The 19,911-nt window shown below is 71.6% G+C and carries 18 protein-coding genes and 1 pseudogene; 9 read left to right on the top strand and 10 right to left on the bottom strand.

Annotated elements, in window-relative coordinates; genetic code table 11:
* Positions 1 to 7: 7 nt before the first annotated feature.
* From ACFQU3_RS20505 to pdxY, 3 genes are all read right to left on the bottom strand, one after another.
* Complete coding sequence (locus ACFQU3_RS20505; RefSeq protein WP_385913223.1) at positions 8 to 880, bottom strand: peptidoglycan DD-metalloendopeptidase family protein; 873 nt, start codon at positions 878 to 880, stop codon at positions 8 to 10.
* Between the two features lie 85 nt (positions 881 to 965).
* Positions 966 to 2,186 (bottom strand): ATP-binding protein, encoded by a 1,221-nt coding sequence (locus tag ACFQU3_RS20500; protein WP_385913221.1) that lies wholly within the window; start codon positions 2,184 to 2,186, stop codon positions 966 to 968.
* Between the two features lie 234 nt (positions 2,187 to 2,420).
* Positions 2,421 to 3,269 carry a pyridoxal kinase PdxY gene (gene pdxY, locus ACFQU3_RS20495; protein WP_385913219.1) on the bottom strand — a complete coding sequence of 283 codons (849 nt, stop codon included), beginning with the start codon at positions 3,267 to 3,269 and terminating at the stop codon, positions 2,421 to 2,423.
* Between the two features lie 52 nt (positions 3,270 to 3,321).
* On the opposite strand from pdxY, the gene ACFQU3_RS20490 reads away from it, so the two are divergent.
* Positions 3,322 to 3,651: a rhodanese-like domain-containing protein gene (locus tag ACFQU3_RS20490; protein WP_385913952.1), complete on the top strand. Its 330-nt coding sequence runs from the start codon at positions 3,322 to 3,324 to the stop codon at positions 3,649 to 3,651.
* A 31-nt stretch (positions 3,652 to 3,682) separates the two neighbouring features.
* On the opposite strand, the gene ACFQU3_RS20485 is transcribed toward ACFQU3_RS20490, so the two are convergent.
* Positions 3,683 to 5,011, bottom strand: coding sequence for an amidohydrolase family protein (locus ACFQU3_RS20485; RefSeq protein ID WP_385913217.1), 1,329 nt, complete (start codon positions 5,009 to 5,011; stop codon positions 3,683 to 3,685).
* 80 nt (positions 5,012 to 5,091) lie between these two features.
* Between ACFQU3_RS20485 and ACFQU3_RS20480 the strand changes: the two genes are divergently transcribed.
* Entirely contained in the window at positions 5,092 to 5,739 is a 648-nt protein-coding gene (locus ACFQU3_RS20480; RefSeq protein WP_385913215.1) for a GntR family transcriptional regulator, read from the top strand.
* A gap of 32 nt (positions 5,740 to 5,771) precedes the next feature.
* Here ACFQU3_RS20480 and ACFQU3_RS20475 read toward each other — a convergent pair whose 3' ends face one another.
* From ACFQU3_RS20475 to ACFQU3_RS20465, 3 genes are read right to left on the bottom strand one after another with little or no spacing between them, the layout of a single operon-like run.
* Complete coding sequence (locus ACFQU3_RS20475) at positions 5,772 to 6,575, bottom strand: hypothetical protein (protein WP_385913213.1); 804 nt, start codon at positions 6,573 to 6,575, stop codon at positions 5,772 to 5,774.
* A gap of 40 nt (positions 6,576 to 6,615) precedes the next feature.
* Positions 6,616 to 7,476, bottom strand: a complete 861-nt coding sequence (locus ACFQU3_RS20470) for an Fpg/Nei family DNA glycosylase (RefSeq protein WP_385913211.1) — start codon at positions 7,474 to 7,476, stop codon at positions 6,616 to 6,618.
* A 12-nt stretch (positions 7,477 to 7,488) separates the two neighbouring features.
* Entirely contained in the window at positions 7,489 to 8,592 is a 1,104-nt protein-coding gene (locus ACFQU3_RS20465; RefSeq protein ID WP_385913209.1) for an App1 family protein, read from the bottom strand.
* A 101-nt stretch (positions 8,593 to 8,693) separates the two neighbouring features.
* Between ACFQU3_RS20465 and ACFQU3_RS20460 the strand changes: the two genes are divergently transcribed.
* Genes ACFQU3_RS20460 through ACFQU3_RS20450 form a run of 3 tightly spaced genes read left to right on the top strand, consistent with a single transcriptional unit; the run spans position 8,694 to position 12,282 of the window.
* Positions 8,694 to 9,326 (top strand): N-acetyltransferase, encoded by a 633-nt coding sequence (locus ACFQU3_RS20460; protein ID WP_385913207.1) that lies wholly within the window; start codon positions 8,694 to 8,696, stop codon positions 9,324 to 9,326.
* 56 nt (positions 9,327 to 9,382) lie between these two features.
* Positions 9,383 to 10,321, top strand: a complete 939-nt coding sequence (locus ACFQU3_RS20455; protein ID WP_385913202.1) for a hypothetical protein — start codon at positions 9,383 to 9,385, stop codon at positions 10,319 to 10,321.
* A gap of 35 nt (positions 10,322 to 10,356) precedes the next feature.
* Entirely contained in the window at positions 10,357 to 12,282 is a 1,926-nt protein-coding gene (locus ACFQU3_RS20450; RefSeq protein ID WP_385913200.1) for a penicillin-binding transpeptidase domain-containing protein, read from the top strand.
* 155 nt (positions 12,283 to 12,437) lie between these two features.
* Here the strand turns inward: ACFQU3_RS20450 and ACFQU3_RS20445 are convergent, their stop codons facing one another.
* Entirely contained in the window at positions 12,438 to 14,348 is a 1,911-nt protein-coding gene (locus tag ACFQU3_RS20445) for an N-acetylmuramoyl-L-alanine amidase (RefSeq protein ID WP_385913198.1), read from the bottom strand.
* 328 nt (positions 14,349 to 14,676) lie between these two features.
* On the opposite strand from ACFQU3_RS20445, the gene ACFQU3_RS20440 reads away from it, so the two are divergent.
* A complete protein-coding gene (locus ACFQU3_RS20440; protein ID WP_385913196.1) occupies positions 14,677 to 15,270 on the top strand; it encodes a hypothetical protein in 594 nt (197 codons plus the stop codon).
* Between the two features lie 42 nt (positions 15,271 to 15,312).
* Here the strand turns inward: ACFQU3_RS20440 and ACFQU3_RS20435 are convergent, their stop codons facing one another.
* Both ACFQU3_RS20435 and ACFQU3_RS20430 read right to left on the bottom strand, forming a co-directional pair.
* The gene (locus ACFQU3_RS20435; protein ID WP_385913194.1) at positions 15,313 to 17,370 is read right to left on the bottom strand and encodes a M4 family metallopeptidase; all 2,058 of its coding nucleotides are present in this window, start codon (positions 17,368 to 17,370) and stop codon (positions 15,313 to 15,315) included.
* A 222-nt stretch (positions 17,371 to 17,592) separates the two neighbouring features.
* Positions 17,593 to 18,216, bottom strand: coding sequence for a molybdenum cofactor guanylyltransferase (locus ACFQU3_RS20430; protein ID WP_385913192.1), 624 nt, complete (start codon positions 18,214 to 18,216; stop codon positions 17,593 to 17,595).
* Positions 18,217 to 18,253: 37 nt separating this feature from the next.
* On the opposite strand from ACFQU3_RS20430, the gene fdhD reads away from it, so the two are divergent.
* The 3 genes and pseudogenes from fdhD to ACFQU3_RS20415 all read left to right on the top strand — a co-directional run.
* Positions 18,254 to 19,102 carry a formate dehydrogenase accessory sulfurtransferase FdhD gene (gene fdhD, locus ACFQU3_RS20425; RefSeq protein WP_385913190.1) on the top strand — a complete coding sequence of 283 codons (849 nt, stop codon included), beginning with the start codon at positions 18,254 to 18,256 and terminating at the stop codon, positions 19,100 to 19,102.
* 25 nt (positions 19,103 to 19,127) lie between these two features.
* Entirely contained in the window at positions 19,128 to 19,466 is a 339-nt protein-coding gene (locus ACFQU3_RS20420; RefSeq protein ID WP_385913188.1) for a YciI family protein, read from the top strand.
* 91 nt (positions 19,467 to 19,557) lie between these two features.
* Positions 19,558 to 19,911 (top strand): annotated as a pseudogene (locus tag ACFQU3_RS20415) (HNH endonuclease); the annotation flags it as partial.

Raw genomic sequence — 19,911 nt, 5'->3', positions numbered from 1 at the left:
GGCGCGCTCACTGGCAGCAGGCGTTGAAGCCGCGGTCCATCCAGAACTGGGTGGGCACGGGGTTCACGAGCGTCGTGTCGCTGCTGAACGTTGCGGCCGTCTGGCGCCCTGGCCGCATCTCGACGTGGGTGTGCGAGCCGGCGGCGCCGCGCGCCGCCTCGTCGCCGATCTTCTGACCCCGCGAGATCGCCTGTCCCACAGAGAAGCTCAGGGGATTGAGATGCAGATAGACCACGGTCTTGTCGTACGTCGCGTTGTAGACCGCGAGAGTGGACAGGGCGTCGGTCGCGTCGCTCCCCTCGGTCACGCGGGTCACCGTGCCACCGAGCACGGCGTAGACGTCGGCGCCCGACTGGTACGCGACGTCGATGCCCTCGTGCCGACCCGCGGTGTTCAGGTACCCGTCGAACCACGCGGTGACCCGGGCGGACCCCGAGTGGTAGACGCCGTACTCGAAGTCGTCGTTGGTGGCGACGCCGACGAGGTGGCCGGCGTTCTCGTTCTTCAGCTCCGGACGCAGGTTCGCCTTGACGCCCGGCTCGATGGAGTCGATGGCCCCGGACCAGCCGCTCCGGTAGAACACCGTCGCGACGGCGCCCTCCCGGTTCCATACGGAGGCCGCGTTGTTCTTGACGCACTGCCCGCTGCCGCTGCCGGCGGAGACGAACGCGACACAGCCTGCGCCCGTCCCGTAGTCGGACTGGCTGTTGGCGAGGTCGACGAGCGACCCCTGGTTGTCGGAGTTGTAGTAGAGACAGAACTCGCCCGCCTCGCAGACGCCGTTCTTCGCCGTGGCCGCCTGCGCGGTCGGCACGGGCGCCAACAGCGCACCGACGACAGTGGTTGCAGCTGCGACCAGCGCAAAGGTCTTCTTCTTCATGGCGCGTCACGCTAGGGCACGAGCAGCGTCCATGGGGTGACAGGCGATGGGGAGCACTCCCCATCGCGTGTCACCCCGCCGAGGCTCAGGACTGGGTGCGGAGGTAGCGCCCGAAGTGCGGCACGGTGAAGGCGATGAGCCCTCGCTCGCCGGAGTAGATGAGCCCCTTCTTGATGAGCGCGTCGCGCGCCGGTGAGAGCGACTGAGGCTTGCGCCCGAGGACGTCCGCCACGGCTGAGGTCGGGACCGCCTCGCGCTCCTCAGCCGCCGAGTCCCCTTGTTCCTCTTGGGAGCTCACGAGAGCAGCGTCGGCCATCGCGCGGAGGTACTCCCGCTCGGCCGGCGTCGCCCGCTCGAAGCGCGAGCCGAAGAAGCCGACAGCGAGCTCCGACTCCGCCTCGGGCACGGCGACCCGGATGTCCTGGGCCGTGACGGGTGACGTGGGGGCGACGTCCCAGACGACCTTGCCGTACGCCTGGATGAAGTAGGGGTATCCCGCGGTGACGGCATACATCTCGTCGAGGGCCTCGGGAGTGAACTCGCACTCCTCCTCCGAGGCAGGGCCGACGAGGGCCTGGTCGGCGGCCTCGCGTGGCAGCCGGTCGATGCGGGAGTAGCGAAAGAGCCTCTCGGAGTAGGACTTCGAGGCTGACAGGACGGCAGGCAGGTGCGGCAGACCGGCGCCGACGACGATGACCGGCAGGCCCGACTGGGAGATCTCGTGACACGCCGCGCAGAGGGCCGAGACGTCCTCCGGGTCGAGGTCCTGCATCTCGTCGATGAAGAAGGCGACACCCTTGCCGACGTCGGCCGCGAGGCCGCCGATGTCGGTGAAGAGCTCGACGAGGTCGATCTCGATGTCGCCCGAGTCGGCGCGACCCGACACGGCCGGCACGTCGATGCCCGGCTGCCACTTGTCGCGCAGCTTCGCGCCGGAGGGCGCGTCGCGCAGGGCGAAGGACTTGATGATGCCGAGCACCTGGTCGACGTCGTCTGCGCGGGGGTGGCCGAGCTCGCGCACGGCCTGGTGGGCTGCGGCGGCGAGCGGACGCCGGAGGCGCTGGTCCGGGCGCGCCTCGAACTTGCCGGTGCCCCAGTCGGCCCGCACCGCGGAGCTGCGCAGGGCGTTGAGCAGGACGGTCTTGCCGACGCCGCGCAGCCCGGTGAGGACGATCGAGCGCTCGGCGCGGCCGCGCGCGATGCGTTCGAGCACGACGTCGAAGGTGCGCAGCTGCTCGTCGCGACCGGCGAGCTCAGGTGGGCGCTGGCCCGCGCCCGGCGCGTACGGATTCGTGATCGGGTCCACGCTCGGAGGGTATACGTGTCTCTACCGGAAACCTGAGACATCCACATAGGGCGCCATCGGCGCGTCGCCTGCAGGGGACCGATGGAAGAGCCCACCTCAGACGCTCGACCGAATCCCCAGTCATTTGAGGCGAATTCCATTGAAAGTGGACATGAAAAAGCGCCGTTCCGCACGGTCAGGGGTGGTCATGCGGAACGGCGCCTTGCGACTATAACGCTCCGGCCCGAGAAACGGTCAAGTGATCGACGAGATTTCGAAAACCTCGTCGGGGCTCGCGATCGCGTCCTGCTCGGCGACGAGCCGCATCTCCTCGGCCCCGTTCGCGTGCGTGCGCTCCAGCACGGCGTACATGGTGGCGGCCGTCCGGCTCAGCGCCACCTGCGGACCGTCGGTGAGGTAGTGCGCGAGGAAGACCGCAGCGGTCACGTCACCGCCTCCGCGCACTGTCATGGGCAGCAGCGGGGTCGTCACGACCCAGGCGTCGTCGGCCGTGACGCAGACCATCTGGATCGAGCCCTGCGGCGTGTCGGCGGTCAGGGCACTCGTGACGAGCACGACGCTCGGACCCCGGGAGAGCAGCTCGCGAGCCGCCGCGACGAGCTCGGCCTGCGTGGCCACCTCTCGGCCGACGAGGAACGCCAGCTCGAACTGGTTCGGCGTGACGATGTCAGCCTGCGGGACGACGTGGTCACGCAGGTACTCCGGGATGCCCTCGCGGACGAAGAAGCCACGGCCCACGTCACCCATGACGGGGTCGCAGCAGTAGACCGCCGCGCGGTTGGCCTCCTTGACCCTGGCGACGGCGTCGAGCACGACCTCGCCGACGGCCTCGGCGCCCTGGTAGCCCGACAGGACGGCGTCGATGGCCGGGAAGACGCCACGCTCCTCCACGCCGTCGATGACGGCCGCGACGTCGGCGGGCGCGATGAGCGGCCCGCGCGTCGAGCCGTAGCCGGTGTGGTTGGAGAAGGTCACCGTGAGCACGGGGTACACGTCGTGCCCGAGGCGCTGGAGCGGGAAGACTGCGGCCGAGTTGCCGGCGTGACCGTAGGCGACGTGGGACTGGATCGACAGGATCTTCACCCCGCCACCCTAGAACCATGCCGTGGCGGCTCGACCGAGGTGGGCTGACAAGATGGAGGGCATGAGCATCCCCACGACGACCGTGTCAGAGCTGCCCGACGACGCCGTCCTCGTCGACGTCCGGGAGGCCGACGAATGGGCTGCGGGCCACGCGCCCAACGCCATCCACATCCCGCTGGGCGAGCTGCCGTCGCGTCTCGACGAGCTGCCCGAGACCGACGACACGGTCGCGGTCGTGTGCCGGATGGGCGGGCGCTCGGCCCGCGCCGTGCAGTGGCTCGTGCACCAGGGCTACGACGTCGCGAACGTCGAGGGCGGGATGCTCGAGTGGCAGCGCGCCGGCAAGCAGCTCGCCGCGGACGGCGACCCGGACATCATCTGAGCCAGCCGCGTCGAGCAACGCGCGCGGCGGGTCAGGCCTCGCGCACGACTGCTCCCTGGGCGATGACGACGCGCACCTGCTCCAGCGCGTCGGCGACCTCGAGCGGGTTCGCGTCGACGACGACGACGTCGGCGAAGGCGCCCGCCACCAGCCGCCCGGCCTCGCGGGACCAGCCGAGGAGGCGAGCGGCATACGTCGTCGCCGCGCGGAGCGCCTCGAGGTGGCTGAGGCCGGCCTCGACGAGCAGGCGCACCTCCGAGCCGATCGGGTCGACGTCGGTGCCGAACGAGTCGGTGCCGGCGACGATGGTCACGCCGCGCTCGTGGGCCTCGCGCACGGCCGCCATGAGGATCGGGGCGTACTCGCGACCGCGGGCGTCGAGCACCGGGTTGCTGGAGCCGATCATGCCGGTGATCGCGGCAAGGGTCGGCGTGAAGTGGGTGTCGCGGCGGGCCATCTCCGAGATCGTCGCGTCCCCGACGAAGACACCGTGCTCGATGCTGCGGACCCCGGCTCGCACGGCGCCGTCGATGCCCTCCTCGCTGTACGCGTGGCAGAGGACGGGTCGCCCGCTCGCGGCGCGCACGACTGCCGACAGCTGCTCGCGGTCGTACACGAGCTCCGTCGGGTCCTGCTCGGCGAGACCGGCGCGCGGGTTGGCGCGCGTCTTCACGACGTCGACGCCGCGGGAGACGTTGACCTTGGTGACATGGGCGATGTCGGTCGTCGACGTCACGCCTCCGGGCAGGGCCGCGAGAGGGGCGAGGTCGGGGTCGGCGAGCACCGAGTCGCCGAGCTGCGGCGAGACGAAGAGGCCGGCGGCACGCATCCGCGGCGCGAGCCCGGGCGCCCAGCCGGGCAGGGAGCGCATCGCGACGTCCTGGTAGAACGTCGACGACCCGCTGCGCACCGACGTGGCACCCGCACGGACGATCGCGCGGGCGTCGGCGAGCGCGTTGGCGTGCACGTGGACGTCGACGAGGCCGGGCACGACCCAGCGGCCTGACGCGTCGATGCGGCGCGCGGCCGCACCGACGGAGGCCACCGCGTACCGAGTCGTGTCGCGTGAGCCAACGGCCAGGACGCGACCGTCGCGGAGGACGACGACGCCGTCCTCGACGACGTGACCGGTCAGGGGGTCGACGACGGACCCGCCCTCGATGACGAGGGGGGCGGCCGTGCTCGGCCGGACCGAGCCGGCCTGCCCCGAGGCACCGTCGTCAGCGGCGTGGGCCGCGCCCGCCATGGCGACTCCGCTCGCCGTGACGCCGGCGAGCACGGCCGCCCCGGCGAGGACGTTGCGGCGGGAGAGCGCCGACGGCGGCAGGGTCGGCGTGGCGTCGTGGTCGTGCAGGCACATGGGGGGTCCTCCTGGGTTAGGCTCGGCCTGAGCCAGATTTGGTATACCAACTTGGTATACCAAATTGAAGGGAGGGGTCAATGCCTACTGGTGAGGAACATGTCGGCTCGTTGCGCGACTCCGTCACGCACACCCTGCGCGAGCGCATCGTCTCCGGCGACCTCGCACCCGGCAGCCGGGTCGTCGAGCGTCAGGTCGCCGACCAGCTCGGTGTGTCACGCGTGCCCGTGCGTGAGGCGCTGCGCATGCTGGAGCGCGAGGGCTTCCTCGAGGAGCGCGCGACCCGCGGCATGGTCGTGCGACGGCTCGACTCGGACGACGTCGAGATGCTCTTCGCCGTGCGCGAGTCGCTCGAGGCCGTGCTGTCGCGGCGCCTCGTCGACGTCCTCGACGACACCGGGCTCGCGACCCTCGACGGGCTCGTCGCGAGCGCGGACGCCCACGACCGCGCCGGGCGGCACAGCGAGGCGGTCCGGGCCAACGCCGAGTTCCACACCGCCCTCGTCGACCTCGCCCGCAGCCGCGTGCTCAGCTCGATCATCGAGCCCGTCGCGGGCCGCATGGCCTGGCTGCTCAACCAGCACACCGAGCCGGCAGCCATGGTGGCCGAGCACCGGTCGATCGTCGAGGCCCTGCGCTCGCGTGACGCCGACCGGGCGGCGGCGGTCTTCGCCCAGCACCTCGCGAGCAGCAGGGCCGCGGTCGCGCGCCTCGACCCGGGCCAGTGAGGCCAGTGAGGCCGGTGCGGAGGTGCCGGGTCTCAGGCCACGGGGATCGTCCCCGGCTCCGTGCAGACCAGGTCTCCACCCGTCGGCGCGGCAGTCGGTGCCTGCAGCACGTCGCCACCCACGGGGGCGGCGCGTAGCGGTCCGGTGCGCTCGCCGACCTGCACGCAGAACTGCCACTGCTTGACTCCTGCGTCCACCGCGGCACGCGGGGCCTCGAACGAGTCGCCGGGCACGTCGAGCGTCGGCGGCGACACGGCATACGCCCGGCCGGTGAGGCTCGACCCCGCGTCGAGCGCACGGGCACCGGTCACCGGCGCTGCAGCGAAACGGACACCCCGAGCCGGTGCGAAGCCCTGCTTGCTGAGACGCAGGACGCCGGACTCGACATAGACCCAGGCGTGCTCGGGGTTGACGTCCTGAGGCACGGTGGCGCTGCCGAGGTCCTCCGGCACGACGTCGTGGGCCACCAGCGGTCTGGCCCCGATGTTGGTCAGCGTGTACTCGACGACGAGGCCCGGCATCCGGCGGATGCCGTTGCCAGCCGGGTGCTGCGGCAGCCCGACGGCCATCGACGCCTCGAGGCGCACGCCGGCGGAGGTGACGGTCTGCTCGACCGCCGGGGCGCTGCTCGTGGCGCTGCTCGTGGCGCTGCTCGCGCTGGCGTCGCCGGCCGGGGTGGAGGTGCCCGACGGGGACGACGCCTGACCGCACCCGCTCGTGGCGAGGACGGCCGCGGCGGCGACCACGGCGGCGCGTGCGACAACGGGAGGGACCGGGTGGAGGGGACCGCGCGGGGCGCGGCGCGTCAACGACTTCATGATGGGGAAGACAACCACGACGCCGGAACCGTTGCATTCCGGACGAATTCGCTGCCGCTCACTTGAGCAGCTTGGACATCCGGCGGTCGGCGAGCGGCTTGCCGCCCGTCTGGCAGGTCGCGCAGTACTGCAGCGACGTGTCGGCGAAGGACACCTCACGCACGATGTCGCCGCACTCGGGACATGTCTCGCCGGTGCGGGCGTGCACGCGCATGCCCGCCCGTTTGGCGTCCTTGAGCTCCTTCGCCGGCTTGCCGGACGCCGTCGCGACGGCACTCGCGAGCGTCTCGCGCAGGGCGGCGTACAACCGGTCGACGACCTCGGGTGCGAGGGTGGCGGCGATGGCGAACGGGCTGATCTTCGCGACGTGCAGGATCTCGTCGGAGTAGGCGTTGCCGACGCCCGCGATGAACTCCTGGTCACGCAGCAGGCCCTTGATCTGGGTCCGCCGGCCGTCGAGCATCGCCCTGAAGCGGTCGAGGGTGAAGTCGTCGGCCAGCGGGTCGGGGCCGAGGCGCGCGATGCCCGGCACCTGCGCCGGGTCGGTCACGATGTAGGCGGCGAGTGACTTCTTCGTGCCCGCCTCGGTCAGGTCGAAGCCGGAGCCGTCGGAGAGCCGCACCCGCAAGGCGATCGGCGACTTGCCGGGGCGCAGGACCGTCGACGGCAGCTGGTCGGACCACCGCAGCCAGCCGGCCCGGGCGAGGTGGAAGACGAGGTGCGTGCCGTCGGCGTCGATGTCGAGGAACTTGCCGTGCCGATGGACGCCGTCGACCGGGACCCCCTCGAGCGCCTGGGGCGGCGGGTTGAACGTCTTGAGCACGCTGAACGACGCGAGCTCGACACTCGTGATGGCAAGACCGTCCGTCCGCGCGGCGAGGAAGTCGACGAGCGCCTGCACCTCCGGCAGCTCAGGCATGGCCTCAGTGTGTCATCCAGCGCCCACCGGACGGCCGGGTCGCGACGGCTGCTCCTCGGGCGCCACCGGGTCGCCGACCCGGCCCGCCTCCTCGAGCACCCGCAGCAGGCCGTACCCGTCGGGCGCCGAGAAGGTCGGCACCGACCGCGCGGCCCAGGGCCGAAGCGGAGGGTCGAGCTTGATCGGGTTGGACAGCACCTGCTCGGTCGGTGAGAGGTGGCGGATGCAGACCGCGTCGACGTGGTCGGGTCGGGCCTCGGCGAACTCCGAGTAGAGCGCCGGGTCGTGCTGGCCGTCGTCGCCGACGAGCAGCCACGTGATGCGTGGGAAGTCGCGCGCCAGGCGGTGCAGGCACGTGCGTTTGTGGTCCTGGCCGCTGCGGAACCACCCGGTGTTGGTCGGGCCCCAGTCGGTCATGAGGAGGGGCCCGAGCGGGAAGCCGTTCTCGAGGAGGAAGCGGGTCAGCGTCGGCGTCGTGTTCCAGGCACCGGTCGAGACGTAGACGATCGGCGCGCCCGGGTGGGCCGAGAGGATGCGGCGGTACATCGGGGCCATGCCCGCGACGGCGCGACGGGTCTTCCCCCGCAGCACGAAGGTGTTCCAGGCGGCGATCATGGGGCGCGGCAGCATCGTGGTGATGACGGTGTCGTCGATGTCGCTGATGATCCCGTGCGTCACGTCGTCGGCGACGATGAAGACGTCGGCCGGCACCGGGTCGGCGCCCTGCGCCTTGACGACGACCTGCTGCCAGCCGGGCTCGAGGCCGTGGTCGTGCGCGACGAGGTCGATGTGGCCGCTGCGGTCGGAGCGGCCGAAGACCTCGCGGTCGCCGATGGTCACCGTCACCGGGACCCCGCTCGCGTGGGCGCTGACGAAGACGCGCCAGCCGCGGTCGTAGCGCGGGGGCGCAAGCGCGCCGGTGGCGTCCTGCCGGCTCGGCGGGCCCTCTTGGCCCTTGCGCTGCAAGAGGATCCGGGCGAAGACGCGGACGAACGACGACGACCCGTAGCCGATGTGCGTGACGACCTTGTTGCTCCACCCCCGGCGGCGGAGGACGCGCTCGACCTGCTGGTTGAAGGCGTCCTCGACGATGGCGGCCGCGTGCGGTCGTGACATGGCCACAACCTACCCGCCGACGCGGCGACGAGGGGCAGGCGGCGTGCCAACAGGTGGACCTCGGCGGGCGTGCGCGACGGCCGGCGGGTTGTATGGACGCCGTGCACCCCATTGCCGAAGTCCTCAGCAAGGCCGCAGGCGGCGACTTCCCCGCCGTCGACGGCAGCTGGCAGCGCATCGAGCCGTGGCGTCCCGGGGTCGAGGGCGTCGTCGCCTTCACGGGGCACGCCTACCTCGCCGTCGACGACAGCGTCTCGGACGGCACGCTCGTCTCGCTCGGCCCCGACGGCTACGGCGGCGCCAGCAACCCCCGGGTCGTGTCGCGGCTGGCCGGTCGCGGCTGGATCGACGCCCTCGACATCGTCCTCGTCGCGCGGGGCGCCGGCGGCGAGCCGACCCTCGTCCCACGCAGCGACCTGCGCAACCACCCGCGTGCCCAGCACGCGACATCGGTCCGCAGCGACGTCGCGACGTTCGGGTATGCCGCCCCCGACGACCACACGCTCGTGACCCTCTCGACGGGGCTGGGTGGTCTGCCTGAGGTCGGCGTCGAGACGGACCCGGCGAAGGACCACGGCGGCGGCCACCTCGTCCGTGACGCGCTGACCCTCGTTCCGGAGGGCGACGTCGTCGTCGCGGCATGCGCGCCGGGCAACGCGCGGGCCCTGCGCGCGTTCCTGTCGGCGGGGTTCGAGCCCGTTGCGTCCGTGCAGCTCTGGCGTCCCGAACGGTAGCGGTCACGAGGGCCCCACGATTGGCGCCTGTCGGACCGACGTGCTGGGATCTGCGCGTGGACAACGGCGTTGGCTTCGGCAGTGAGGCACATCGACGGCGGGCCCGCACCCTCGTCTGGCCGGTGCTGCCGCTCGCGGCGGTGGGCTGGTGGGTCGTCGGCGCGCTGCCCTGGATCGTCGACGGCCTCGGCGCCCGGTCGCCGCGCACCTGGCCGGCCGACGTCGTGACGGGGTCGGTGACCGACGGCTACCTCAGCCTGCTCCCGTTCACGACCTCACGGCTCGGGCTGCTGCTGACCCTCACCCTCGTCGGGGGCGCCGTCGCGGCCTCCGCCACCCTGTGGGTACATCCACTCGGGGGCCGCCGACTCGCGTCCAGCGCTCTTGCCGTCCTGGGGGCCCTGGGCGCGGCCGCGTACACGATCTCCCAGTCGGCCGGAGCCACCCGCCAGCTCGGCACCGAGTTCGACCGTGACGACCGGGTGCTCATCGGGGTCTTCGCCGTCGCGGTCGCGGGCACGTTCCTCGGACTCGCGCTCGGCCTCGTCGTGGTCCGGGCCGGTCCCGTGCTGCGCGCCGTCGCCGCCGCGCCGCTCGCGGTCGCCCTCAGCGGCTGGGTCGGCGCCCTGCTCGTCGCCCTGCGGGGCTCGGAGCGGTCCCGCGAGCTGCTCCCGTGGACCCCACTCGTCGGCGCCGTGGTCGTGGGGCTGGCCCTGGCCGGGCTCGGGCTGCGGTCCGTCGGACGCGCCGTCGCGTGGTCGGTCGCGCTCGCGGTCGTCGCCGTGTGCACCGCCGGCCAGACCGCGTTCGGTCACCTCGCCTCGCTGCTGCGACCGCGCTCCGGCCTGCCCCACGGGCTGCGTGAGCACGTCGAGGCGGGGCGAGACGTCTTCCTGCTCGCCCTGCGCCCGGAGAACCAGTCCTGGCCCCTGTACGCCGTCGCCGTCCTCGTCGGCGCGTTCGGCTCGGCCGTGCTGTGGCGGGCTGGGCGATGACTGGGCCGGCGACCCGGGCCACGTACCGTGGGGGCATGCTCAGGGGATCCCGGCTCAGGTCATTGGTCGCCGTCACGCTGTCGGGGGTGCTCGTCGGCACCCTCGGCGCCGGGTGCTCGCTCTTCGAGTCGCCGCCGGCGCCGGACGACACGGCCCGGGCCCTCGCGGCAGGGCTCGTCAAGGCCGACCTCGGCGCGGTGACGTTCAAAGGCACGACGCCGGCCAAGGCGACCGCCTTCGTCAGGACGGCCTACAAGGACCTCGGCACCCTGAGGCCCCAGGTGTCGCTCAGCGACCTCAGCCACAACGAGGGCTCCGACCACGCCACCGCGACGCTGTTCAGCCGCTGGGACGTGTCGAAGTCCTCGACAGACTGGACGTACGAGACCCAGGTCAACCTCGCACTCGTCGACGACCGGTGGCAGGTCACGTGGAGCCCCGGGCTCGTCGCCCCGCAGCTCGCCGCTGACGAGACGCTCGACATCGCCCGCAAGTGGCCCAAGCGTGCCGACGTCGTCGACGCGTCGGGCGCCAAGATCATGACCGAGCGCGAGGTGTCGGTCGTCGGCATCGACAAGACGAAGGTGTCGGGCGGTGAGGTCGCCGCGTCGGCGAAGCGGCTCGCCGCGCTCCTCGACATCGATGCCACGAGGTATGCCGCGAAGGTGGCCGCCGCGGGGTCGAAGGCGTTCGTCGAGGGCCTGACGCTGCGCCAGACCGACCCGGTCCTCGAGAAGAACGGCGCGGCCATCGAGAAGGTCAAGGGTGCGCTCGCGGTGCCGGCCCTCCAGGTGCTCGGGCCGAGCCGGACCTGGGCTGCCCCGATCCTCGGCACTGTCGGCGAGGCCACGGCCGAGCAGATCCAGGCGTCGAAGGGTGCGCTCGAGGCGGGGGACACCGTCGGCAAGAACGGCCTGCAGTACCGCTACGACGCGCAGCTACGAGGCACTGCCGGGCTCGCCGTCCACGCGGTCAAGCGCGGCGCCGACGGCAGTGCCCTCGAGAAGCGCGAGCTCTTCGCCGAGGTCTCGACCGAGGGCCAGCCCCTCACGGTCACCCTCGACCCGAGGGCCCAGAGCGCCGCCGAGGCCGCCCTCGCCAGGCAGACGAAGCATCCGACCGCGCTGGTCGCCGTGCGGGTGTCGACCGGCGAGATCCTCGCCGCCGCAGTGGGACCCGGGGCGGACGGCTCCACGCTCGCCCTCGCCGGCAAGGAGGCGCCCGGCTCGACGTTCAAGATCGTCAGCTCGCTGGCGCTCGTGCGCAAGGGCGCGACGGCCGACACGAAGCTGCCCTGCACGCCGACCCTCTCGGTCAACGGGCGCCGCTTCAGCAACTACACGACCTACCCGTCCGACAAGCTCGGCGACATCCCGCTCCAGACCGCCCTCGCGTACTCGTGCAACACGGCCTTCATCAGCCAGTACAAGAAGGTCAGTCAGGCCGACCTCGTCACGGCCGCGCAGTCCCTCGGCATGGGGGAGAAGCTCGACCTGCCGTTCACCGGTTTCACCGGCTCGGTGCCGGCGACCGACGACGTCGTCGAGCACGCGGCGTCCTTCATCGGGCAGGGCCGCGTCCAGGCCTCGCCGCTGACGATGGCCGTCGTCGTCGCCTCGGTCATGAAGGGCCAGACGGTGCGCCCACGGCTCATCGCGGGCGACGAGTCGCTGCCGGCCCCCGCGACGCCGCTCGACCCCACCGAGGCCGGGGTCCTGCGCCAGGAGATGCGGGCCGTCGTCAACGAGGGTTCCGGCAAGATCCTCAAGCAGGTCGGGGTCGAGTTCGCCAAGACCGGCACGGCCGAGTTCGGCACGAAGAGCCCGCCCGACACCCACACCTGGATGGTCGCCGGCCGCGGCGACATCGCGATCGCGGCCTACAACGAGGTCGGCGAGAACGGCGTGACCGGGTCCGCACCGTTCATCCTCAGCTTCCTCAAGGCGTACGACCTGCGCTAGCACCGTCGAAAGGCCACCATCTGCGGCCTCTCAACCGTCGAAAGGCCACTAACTGCGGGTCCGGGACAGTCGAAGGGCCACTTCTCGTTGACGAGAAGTGGCCTTTCGACGTCGGCGAGGCCACGAAATCTGGCCTCTCGACGGTTGGGGGTGGGCTACTGGGCGGGGACCACGTCGACGTCCGCGGCGCGCACGTAGGCGAACCGGTGGCCCAACGAGATCTGGTAGTAGCGGTCCTGCCCGACGACGTCGACGTGGTCGTTCGGGGTGTCGAGCGAGTACGTCACCGCGCGGTAGTAGTTCGTGGGGATCGTGAGGTCCCCGACGGCATACCTCTGGCCCGCAGCGAAGGTGTACTGGAGCGGCGCGAGCGGCTGCACGGGGATGCCGGCCGGGTAGGCCGCCGCCTCCGGGTACGCGCGGCCGTAGACGGGGGCCTTGGCGAGGCCCGCCTTCGGCACGACGTACGAGCCGGCGACCGGGATCGCCGTCGGCGCGGACGCCGGGTTGAGGAACCAGCCCTTGACGCCGTTGAACCAGATCGCCGTCCAGTCACCCTGGCGCTCCGCCACGGCGAACGTCAGCCCGGCCTGCGCGCGAGCGCCGATGTCGGAGACCCGGGTGGACGACGGCGCCCCACCGGGCCGCAGCCCGATGTCGTTGACGAGCGGGGCCGACTCGGACGGGGCCGTGTGCAGGTAGACGAAGTTCGTGCCCTGCTCGCCACAGCTGTCGGCGACGCCGGTCGTGCAGAAGGTGAGCGGCTGCACGTTGGTCTCGAAGCCGGGCAGGATGCGTACGAGGTCCTTCGCGCCCTCGGCCTCCTGCGACGACAGCGGGGCGCCGAGCAGCTGGAAGTAGTGCTCCCAGTTCCAGTAGGGACCCGGGTCCCAGTGCATGCCCGCGACGTTCGCCGGCGTGACGCCGGGGATCTGGTCGTGGCCGAAGACGTGCTGCATGTCGAGCGGGATGTCGTACTTCGTCGCGAGGTAGCGCACGAGGCGCGCGGACGAGCGGTACATCGGCTCGCTGAACCACGCGGCCCCGGTCGCCGCGAAGCCCTCGTGCTCGAGGCCGATCGAGTGGCTGTTGACGTACCAGTTGCCGGCGTGCCAGCCGACGTCCTTCGGCTCGAGGTGCTGGGCGATGAGGCCGTCGGAGCTGCGCAGGCTGTACTGCCACGAGACGTACGTCGGGTCGGTGACGAGCTTGAGCGTGGTCGCGTAGCTCGCCTCGGTGTTGTGGATGACGATGTTCGTGATCGTCGGTGAGGCCGGCCGGTTCGCGAGGTCGTGGTTGCCGTAGTCGCCGCCGCCGAGGTCCTGGTAGGGCGCCGGCACCCAGTCGCACTCGAGCCCCGGCGGGCAGTCGACCGCTGGGTTCGTCGCCTTCTTGACGAGGCCGAGCCTGCCGATCTGGGCCCGGTCCGGCGTCGTCGTCGACGGCAGGAGCGACACGTCCTTCCCGTCGACGGTGTGGCGCGAGGCGCCCGAGGCGATGACGGAGTAGGTGTCGTCGGCGAACGCGGCCGCGACGTCCTCCTGCGCGGACCCCGAGGCGTCGGCCACGGCGGCATACCACTGGCCCGGGTCGGTGCCGGCGCCCGAGGGCAGGCCGAGCCTGCGCTGCGTGGCGGTGAGCAGCGCCGCGCCGCCGCGGATGTTCGCGAGCTCGTCGGTGCGCAGCGCCTTCTCGTCGAGGCCGGTGAGCCCGGCCGCCCGGCCGAGCGTGTCGGCGACCGGGGTCGACCCGTGAGCCGCGGAGGCGCCCTGAGCCTCGCCGAGGCCCTTGGCCTCGTCACGCGAGCCGAGATCGGCGTCGACGAGGTGCATCGGGCCGTAACCGCCCGACGTGCTGTGCCCGGGGTTGAAGTCCCAGCGCGTCTGCGCGTACGACACGGCCTCGAGGACGGTGCGCGGAACGCCATACTCGGCCGACGCGGCGGCAAAGGCGCGCTCCCGGCTGCCGGCATCGGTACCGGCGGTTCCGGTATCGGTGCCGACGCCCGCGGTCGCGGGGCCGGCCGCCTGCGCGGTGGGGCCGGCCATCGCCAGTCCCGCCGTCACGGCGGCCACGGTGGCGAGTACGGCGACGGACTGCCGCACCCGGCGGGCCCCCCGTACTCGGTGTCCTGTGGTGTTGGATGTCACTCGCTTGTCCCTTTCGTCTCCCTGTGGCCACAGGGCGATCCGCGCCGACACGTGTGCGTCGGCTCCGACCTCGCTGTGGTTTCGGGTGCGGCCGGCCCCGAGCCCGGACACACCTCTGACACCGAGCATTGCCGCGCCCCCGGAGGCCCGCCACTTGAAACCTGCATCCACGAGTTGCGTCGCCCCCGCCGCGTCGCACGTGCATCGGCGACCGCGACGGCGCAGCATGGTCAGCATGGTCGGCATGGGGCGCGCAGGCCGATGGGTGGGGCTGGCCATCGCAACAATCGTCGTCGGTGGGTGCGGTGCGGCCGCCCCCGCCGCCTCGGCCGATGCGTCCGGCGACGGCTCCGGCCCTGTCGCCACGACGACGACGAGCGCACCCCAGAGGCTGGTTGCCGGCGGAGACTCCGCTTCCCCCTCCTCCAGCCCCGAGTTCCCCCTCACGCTGCGGCGTACCGGCGGCATCGCGGGCTTCGACGACCGCGTCGTGCTCGAGGCCGACGGGCGCATCCGGGTCGACACCCTGTCGGTCCACGGTCGCGTCTGCACCCTGACGGCAGCGCAGCAGGGCCAGCTCCTGACGCTGCTCGCGACGTTGCGGCTCAGCCCTGCCTCGGACCTGCCGACCGACGACGTTCCGCCGCTCGATCCCGACCAGGCCGAGAGCGAGCCGATCACGATCTCGGTGACCGACGACCTGGCCCGCGAGCTCGCGCTCGGCGACCCGTCGCTCGGGGAGGTCGCCGGCCTCGTCGGGACCCTGGTCAGCGACGTCACGCTCTCCGTGCCCGCCCTGACGCGGTGCACGCACGAAGCCGGTGTGCCGCCGGGCTGACCCGGCGGCACACCGACCTGTTGACGTACGGGACGGACTCGGTCAGAAGTTCGTCGCGACGTCGTCGATGACGAAGCTCGTCTGGAGCGAGGAGTCCTCGGTCGCGGCGAACTTCAGCGTGACGTTGGTGCCCTTGTAGGCCGTGAGGTCGATCGACTTCTGGACGTAGGACGCCTTCGGGGTCGACAGGTTCGAGTAGCTGTGCTTCGTGACGCCGTTGAGCTGCACGGTCGCCTTGTCGTACTGGGTGGTCGTCGTCGTCTCGGCGGTGTCGATCCGGATCCAGTAGGTCAGCGTGGGCGCCGTGGCCGTCGACGGGACGGCGAAGGTCTGGGACTCGTTCTCGGAGGCCGTCGTACCGTTGCCGCCGAGCCAGAGCTTCCACGAGCCGCTGTGGGCCGGACGGCCCGTGCTGCTGGTGATCGGGCCGGACGTGCCGATCCAGCCGGTCTGGCCGGACTCGAAGCCACCGTTGGTCAGCGAGCCACCGGTGGGCGGCGGGGTCGTGCCACCGCACGTCTCGGTGCCGGCCGGGACGGAGATGCCGGAGAAGGCCTTCTCGACACCGACGCACTCGGCGCTGCCGGCGCCGTAGAGGTCCTTGGCCGCCTTGATGGCGCCCGTGCGGGCCGCCGCGTAGTTGCTGCCGGACGTGAGGTAGGTCGACAGGGTGCGGTACCAGATCTTCTCGACCTTGAGGTGCCCGATGCCCGTGAAGGTCGTGCCGTTGCAGGACGTCGTGTTGTACGTGACGCCGTTGATGGTCTTGCTACCGGTGCCCTCTGACGCCATGTAGTACCAGTGGTTCAGCGGGCCCGACGAGTAGTGCGGGTCCAGGCCACCGACGCTGGAGCTCCAGCAGTCCTTCGATGCGCCGTCCTTGCTCGGCTTGTCCATGTAGCGCAGCGGCGTGCCGTTGCCGTTGATGTTGATCTCTTCGCCGATGAGGTAGTCGGGCACGTCGCTCGGGTTGTTGGTGTACCACTCGACACCGGTGCCGAAGATGTCGGACGTCGCCTCGTTGAGACCACCGGCGTCGCCGGAGTAGTTGAGGTTCGCTGTGTTCTCGGTGACGCCGTGGCTCATCTCGTGGCCGGCGACGTCGAGCTCGACGAGCGGGTTCGCGTTGCTCGAGCCGTCGCCGTACGTCATCTGCGTGCCGTCCCAGAAGGCGTTGACGTAGTTCTGGCCGTAGTGGACGCGGCTGCGGGCACCGGTGCCGTTGTTCCAGATGCCGGCGCGGCCGAGCTGCGTGTTGTAGTAGTCGTACGTCTTGCCGGCGCCGTAGTGCGCGTCGACGGCGGCCGACTGGCGGTTGCTCTGCGTGCCGTTGCCCCAGACGTCGTCGGCGTCGGTGAAGGTCGTCCCCGTGCCGCTCGTGCCCTGGTTCATGTCGGTGGCGTAGTTGCCGTGCGTGTCCTTCATCGTGTAGCTCGTGCCGGCCGTCGTGCCGATCGTCACCGAGCCGACGAAGATGCTGTTGCCCGTGCCGTGCTTGATGTCGTCCCAGCTCGTGAGGGTCTTGCCCGTGGTGGCGTCGACGATGGTGTGCAGGCGGGTCGGGGTCTGGTCGGCCTTGATCCCCTCCGTGATCACCTCGTACGCAAGGGTGGGGCCGGTGGCCGACTGGAAGACGACGAGCTCGCCCGCTGAGGCCTTCTCGTCGTCGGCCTTCGCAGCGGCGAGGCCGGCCTTCTGGGCCGTCGCCTTGCCGATGGTCGGGGTCATCGTCGAGGGCTTGACGCTCTTGCGAATGTTCCACGTGACGCTCTTGACGTCGCCGGCCGCGTTCTTGTGGCTGACGAAGTCGCCGCCGATGACGCGCAGACCGTCGATGGTGCGCTCGTAGCGGACGTGGGTCGCACCGTTCGGGTCCGTGACGACGGACTTCACGGTGAGCTTCTCGCCGCTGGCCAGGCCAAGGGCGCTCGCGGCGGATGCCGCTCGGGACTGCTCAGTCGCCTTGAGGCTCTGCGACTCGGGGGCGGGCGCCGTGTCGCGTCCCGCACCGGTCGCTGCGCCCGCCGGGATCGCCGGCGAGATGGCGAGCGCGAGGGCGAGCAGCCCTCCGGTCGCCAGCCCAGACTTCAGTCGATTCACTGGTTACTCCTTGTCAGGATGCGGCGCGTGGGCCGCCTGGAGGGGAGTCCCGCCATCTCACCCATTGAGATGTGGCCGGAACCAGCGAGACGCTCGCAGTAGCCCGGAAGGCCGGTCAACGGGGAATACCAAGTCTTTGCCAAATGCGTCCCAAACCATGAGTAACGCTTGGCGGCAGGCGGATTCGCCGCGGGGGGCCGCCTGTCCGATCCCCGGACTGCGTCAGTCGCCGCCGGCGCGGCGGCGCGCGCGCTCGAGGTCGGCGGGTGTGTCGACGTCGAGCGAGACGTCGAGCGGGTCGTCGACCCGCACCGCGCGTATGCCGTCACACAGGTCGCGCATGCTGCGGCCGTACGCGTCGCCCAGGGCCACCAGCCGGGCCCGGAGGGCGGTCGCGCGCCAGGCCGCGCAGAGCCAGTTGGTGCGACCCTCGCGGTCGACGGTGACGGCGAGGTCTGGCGCGTCTGCGGGGTCGGCGGTCCTGAGCGCGCGCACGAGGCGGTCGAGGTGCGCGTGCGTGACGAACGGCAGGTCGGCGGCAAGGACCACGACGACCTCGGGCGTCTCGCGAGGGAACATGTCCGTGTCAAGGGTGGTGACGGCAGCGGCGAGGCCGCCGACGGGTCCCCCACCGGGCTCGCGTTCAACCGCGACCTGCACACCGTCCGGGACGCCCTCACCAGCGCCCACGACCAGGGTCGGCCACGAGCCGGCGGCCGCCAGCACCCGGGCCACGAGCGGCCGCCCACCGACGTCGAGCGCGGGCTTGTGCGAGCCCATGCGCCGCGACCCTCCACCGGTCAGCACGACCACGAGGGGGTCGACGGCATACGGTCGGGGCTGCACTCTCGGAGTCTGGCACGGACTCTGGCAGGCTGAGGCCATGGGACGGGTCACCGTGCGGCGCAAGGTCACGACGATCGACGTCGCGACCTCGTCGGCCGCGACGCGACCCGACACGCTCACCGTGGAGGAGCCGCTCGAGCTGCGGGTGGGCGGTTCCCCGCTGACCGTGACGATGCGTACGCCCGGGCACGACATCGAGCTGGTCCACGGCTTCCTCCTCTCGGAAGGCCTCATCCGCACCGCCGACGACGTGGCGCTCGCGCGGTACTGCGAGGGCGCGGTCGTCTCGGGCGAGACCGGCTTCGACGAGAACACGTACAACGTCATCGACGTGACCCTTGCGCCCGGCGTCACCCCTCCCGCCGCCTCGGCCACGCGGTCGTTCCTGACGAGCTCGTCGTGCGGTGTCTGCGGCAAGGCGAGCATCGAGCAGCTGAGGGCGCAGTCGGCGTACGACGTCCGTGCGGACGCGACCGAGTTCGCCGCCAAGGTCGTCGTCGAGCTGCCCGACGCCCTCCGGGCCGAGCAGCGCTCGTTCGACAAGACGGGCGGGCTGCACGCCGCGGGGCTCTTCACCGCCGACGGAGGGCTGCTCGTCGCACGCGAGGACGTCGGCCGGCACAACGCCGTCGACAAGGTCGTGGGGTGGGCCCTGCTCAACGGCCGGCTGCCAGGAGCAGGTTGCGTGCTCGTCGTGTCCGGGCGGGCGTCGTTCGAGCTCACGCAGAAGTCGATCATGGCCGGAATCCCCTGTCTTGCAGCCGTTTCCGCACCATCGTCCCTCGCCGTCGAGTGCGCGGACGACGCCGGGATGACGCTGCTCGGCTTCGTGCGCGACAGCCGCCTCAACGTGTATGCCGGTGGGCACCGGATCACGACCACCTGACCACTCGACCGACTGGAGCCGCACCGTGGCGATCTTCGCGATCCACTACACCTACCCCGACGACAACACCGAGATGTTGACGATCCGGCCCGAGCACCGCGAGTGGCTCACCGGCCTGCCGGGGCTGCTCGTCGCGGGGATGTACCAGGACGGCATCGACGAGGTGAGCGAGGGCGAGCCGACCGACCAGGAGCCCGCCAACGCAGCGCTCATCGTCTACTCCGGCGAGTCCGTCGAGGACGTCACGCAGACCTTCGACCAGGACCCGTACTGGCTCGGCGGCTACATCCTGCGGCGCGTCGTGCGAGGCTGGGACCCGCAGCTCGGGCCGTGGGTCGCCGACCCGACCAACTCTCCGGGATAGCTGGAACCCGTCGGCAATTCGCCTGTCTCGCAGCCGCTCGGCTGTGGAGGAGCCATTCCCGTTTCGCGCCTTTTGCCATAGTGTCGAACACATGTTCGAGCGATCTGCAGTGGTGGCGACCGAGGGCCTGGAGGCTCTCGTGTCCGCGCTGTCGCGGGTCGGCGGCTCGGGTGACGTGGCCGACGATGACGCGGTGCGGATCGAGCAGCTGGCGGCGTTGGAGCGGGTCAAGGCGGCGGCTGCGGCGGCGCAGGTGCGGGTGACGGCGGCGTTCGTGGACTCGCAGGAGCAGGTGGCGCAGGCGTGGCGGGAGCGGGCCCGGGAGTGCTCGGACGCCGGTGACTTCGAGGGTTGGCGGGCCGCCCGGGAGCGGGCCCGCGCGGCCTCTGTTGCTACCGACGACGGGCCGGATGACGCCCAGTCCCCGGCCGGCGCCGGGTCGCGG

It is taken from the genome of Terrabacter sp. GCM10028922 (assembly GCF_042666095.1).
Lineage (GTDB): Bacteria > Actinomycetota > Actinomycetes > Actinomycetales > Dermatophilaceae > Terrabacter.
Note: the sequence above shows the minus strand (reverse complement) of the source record. Positions and strands in the feature narration are given on the sequence as shown.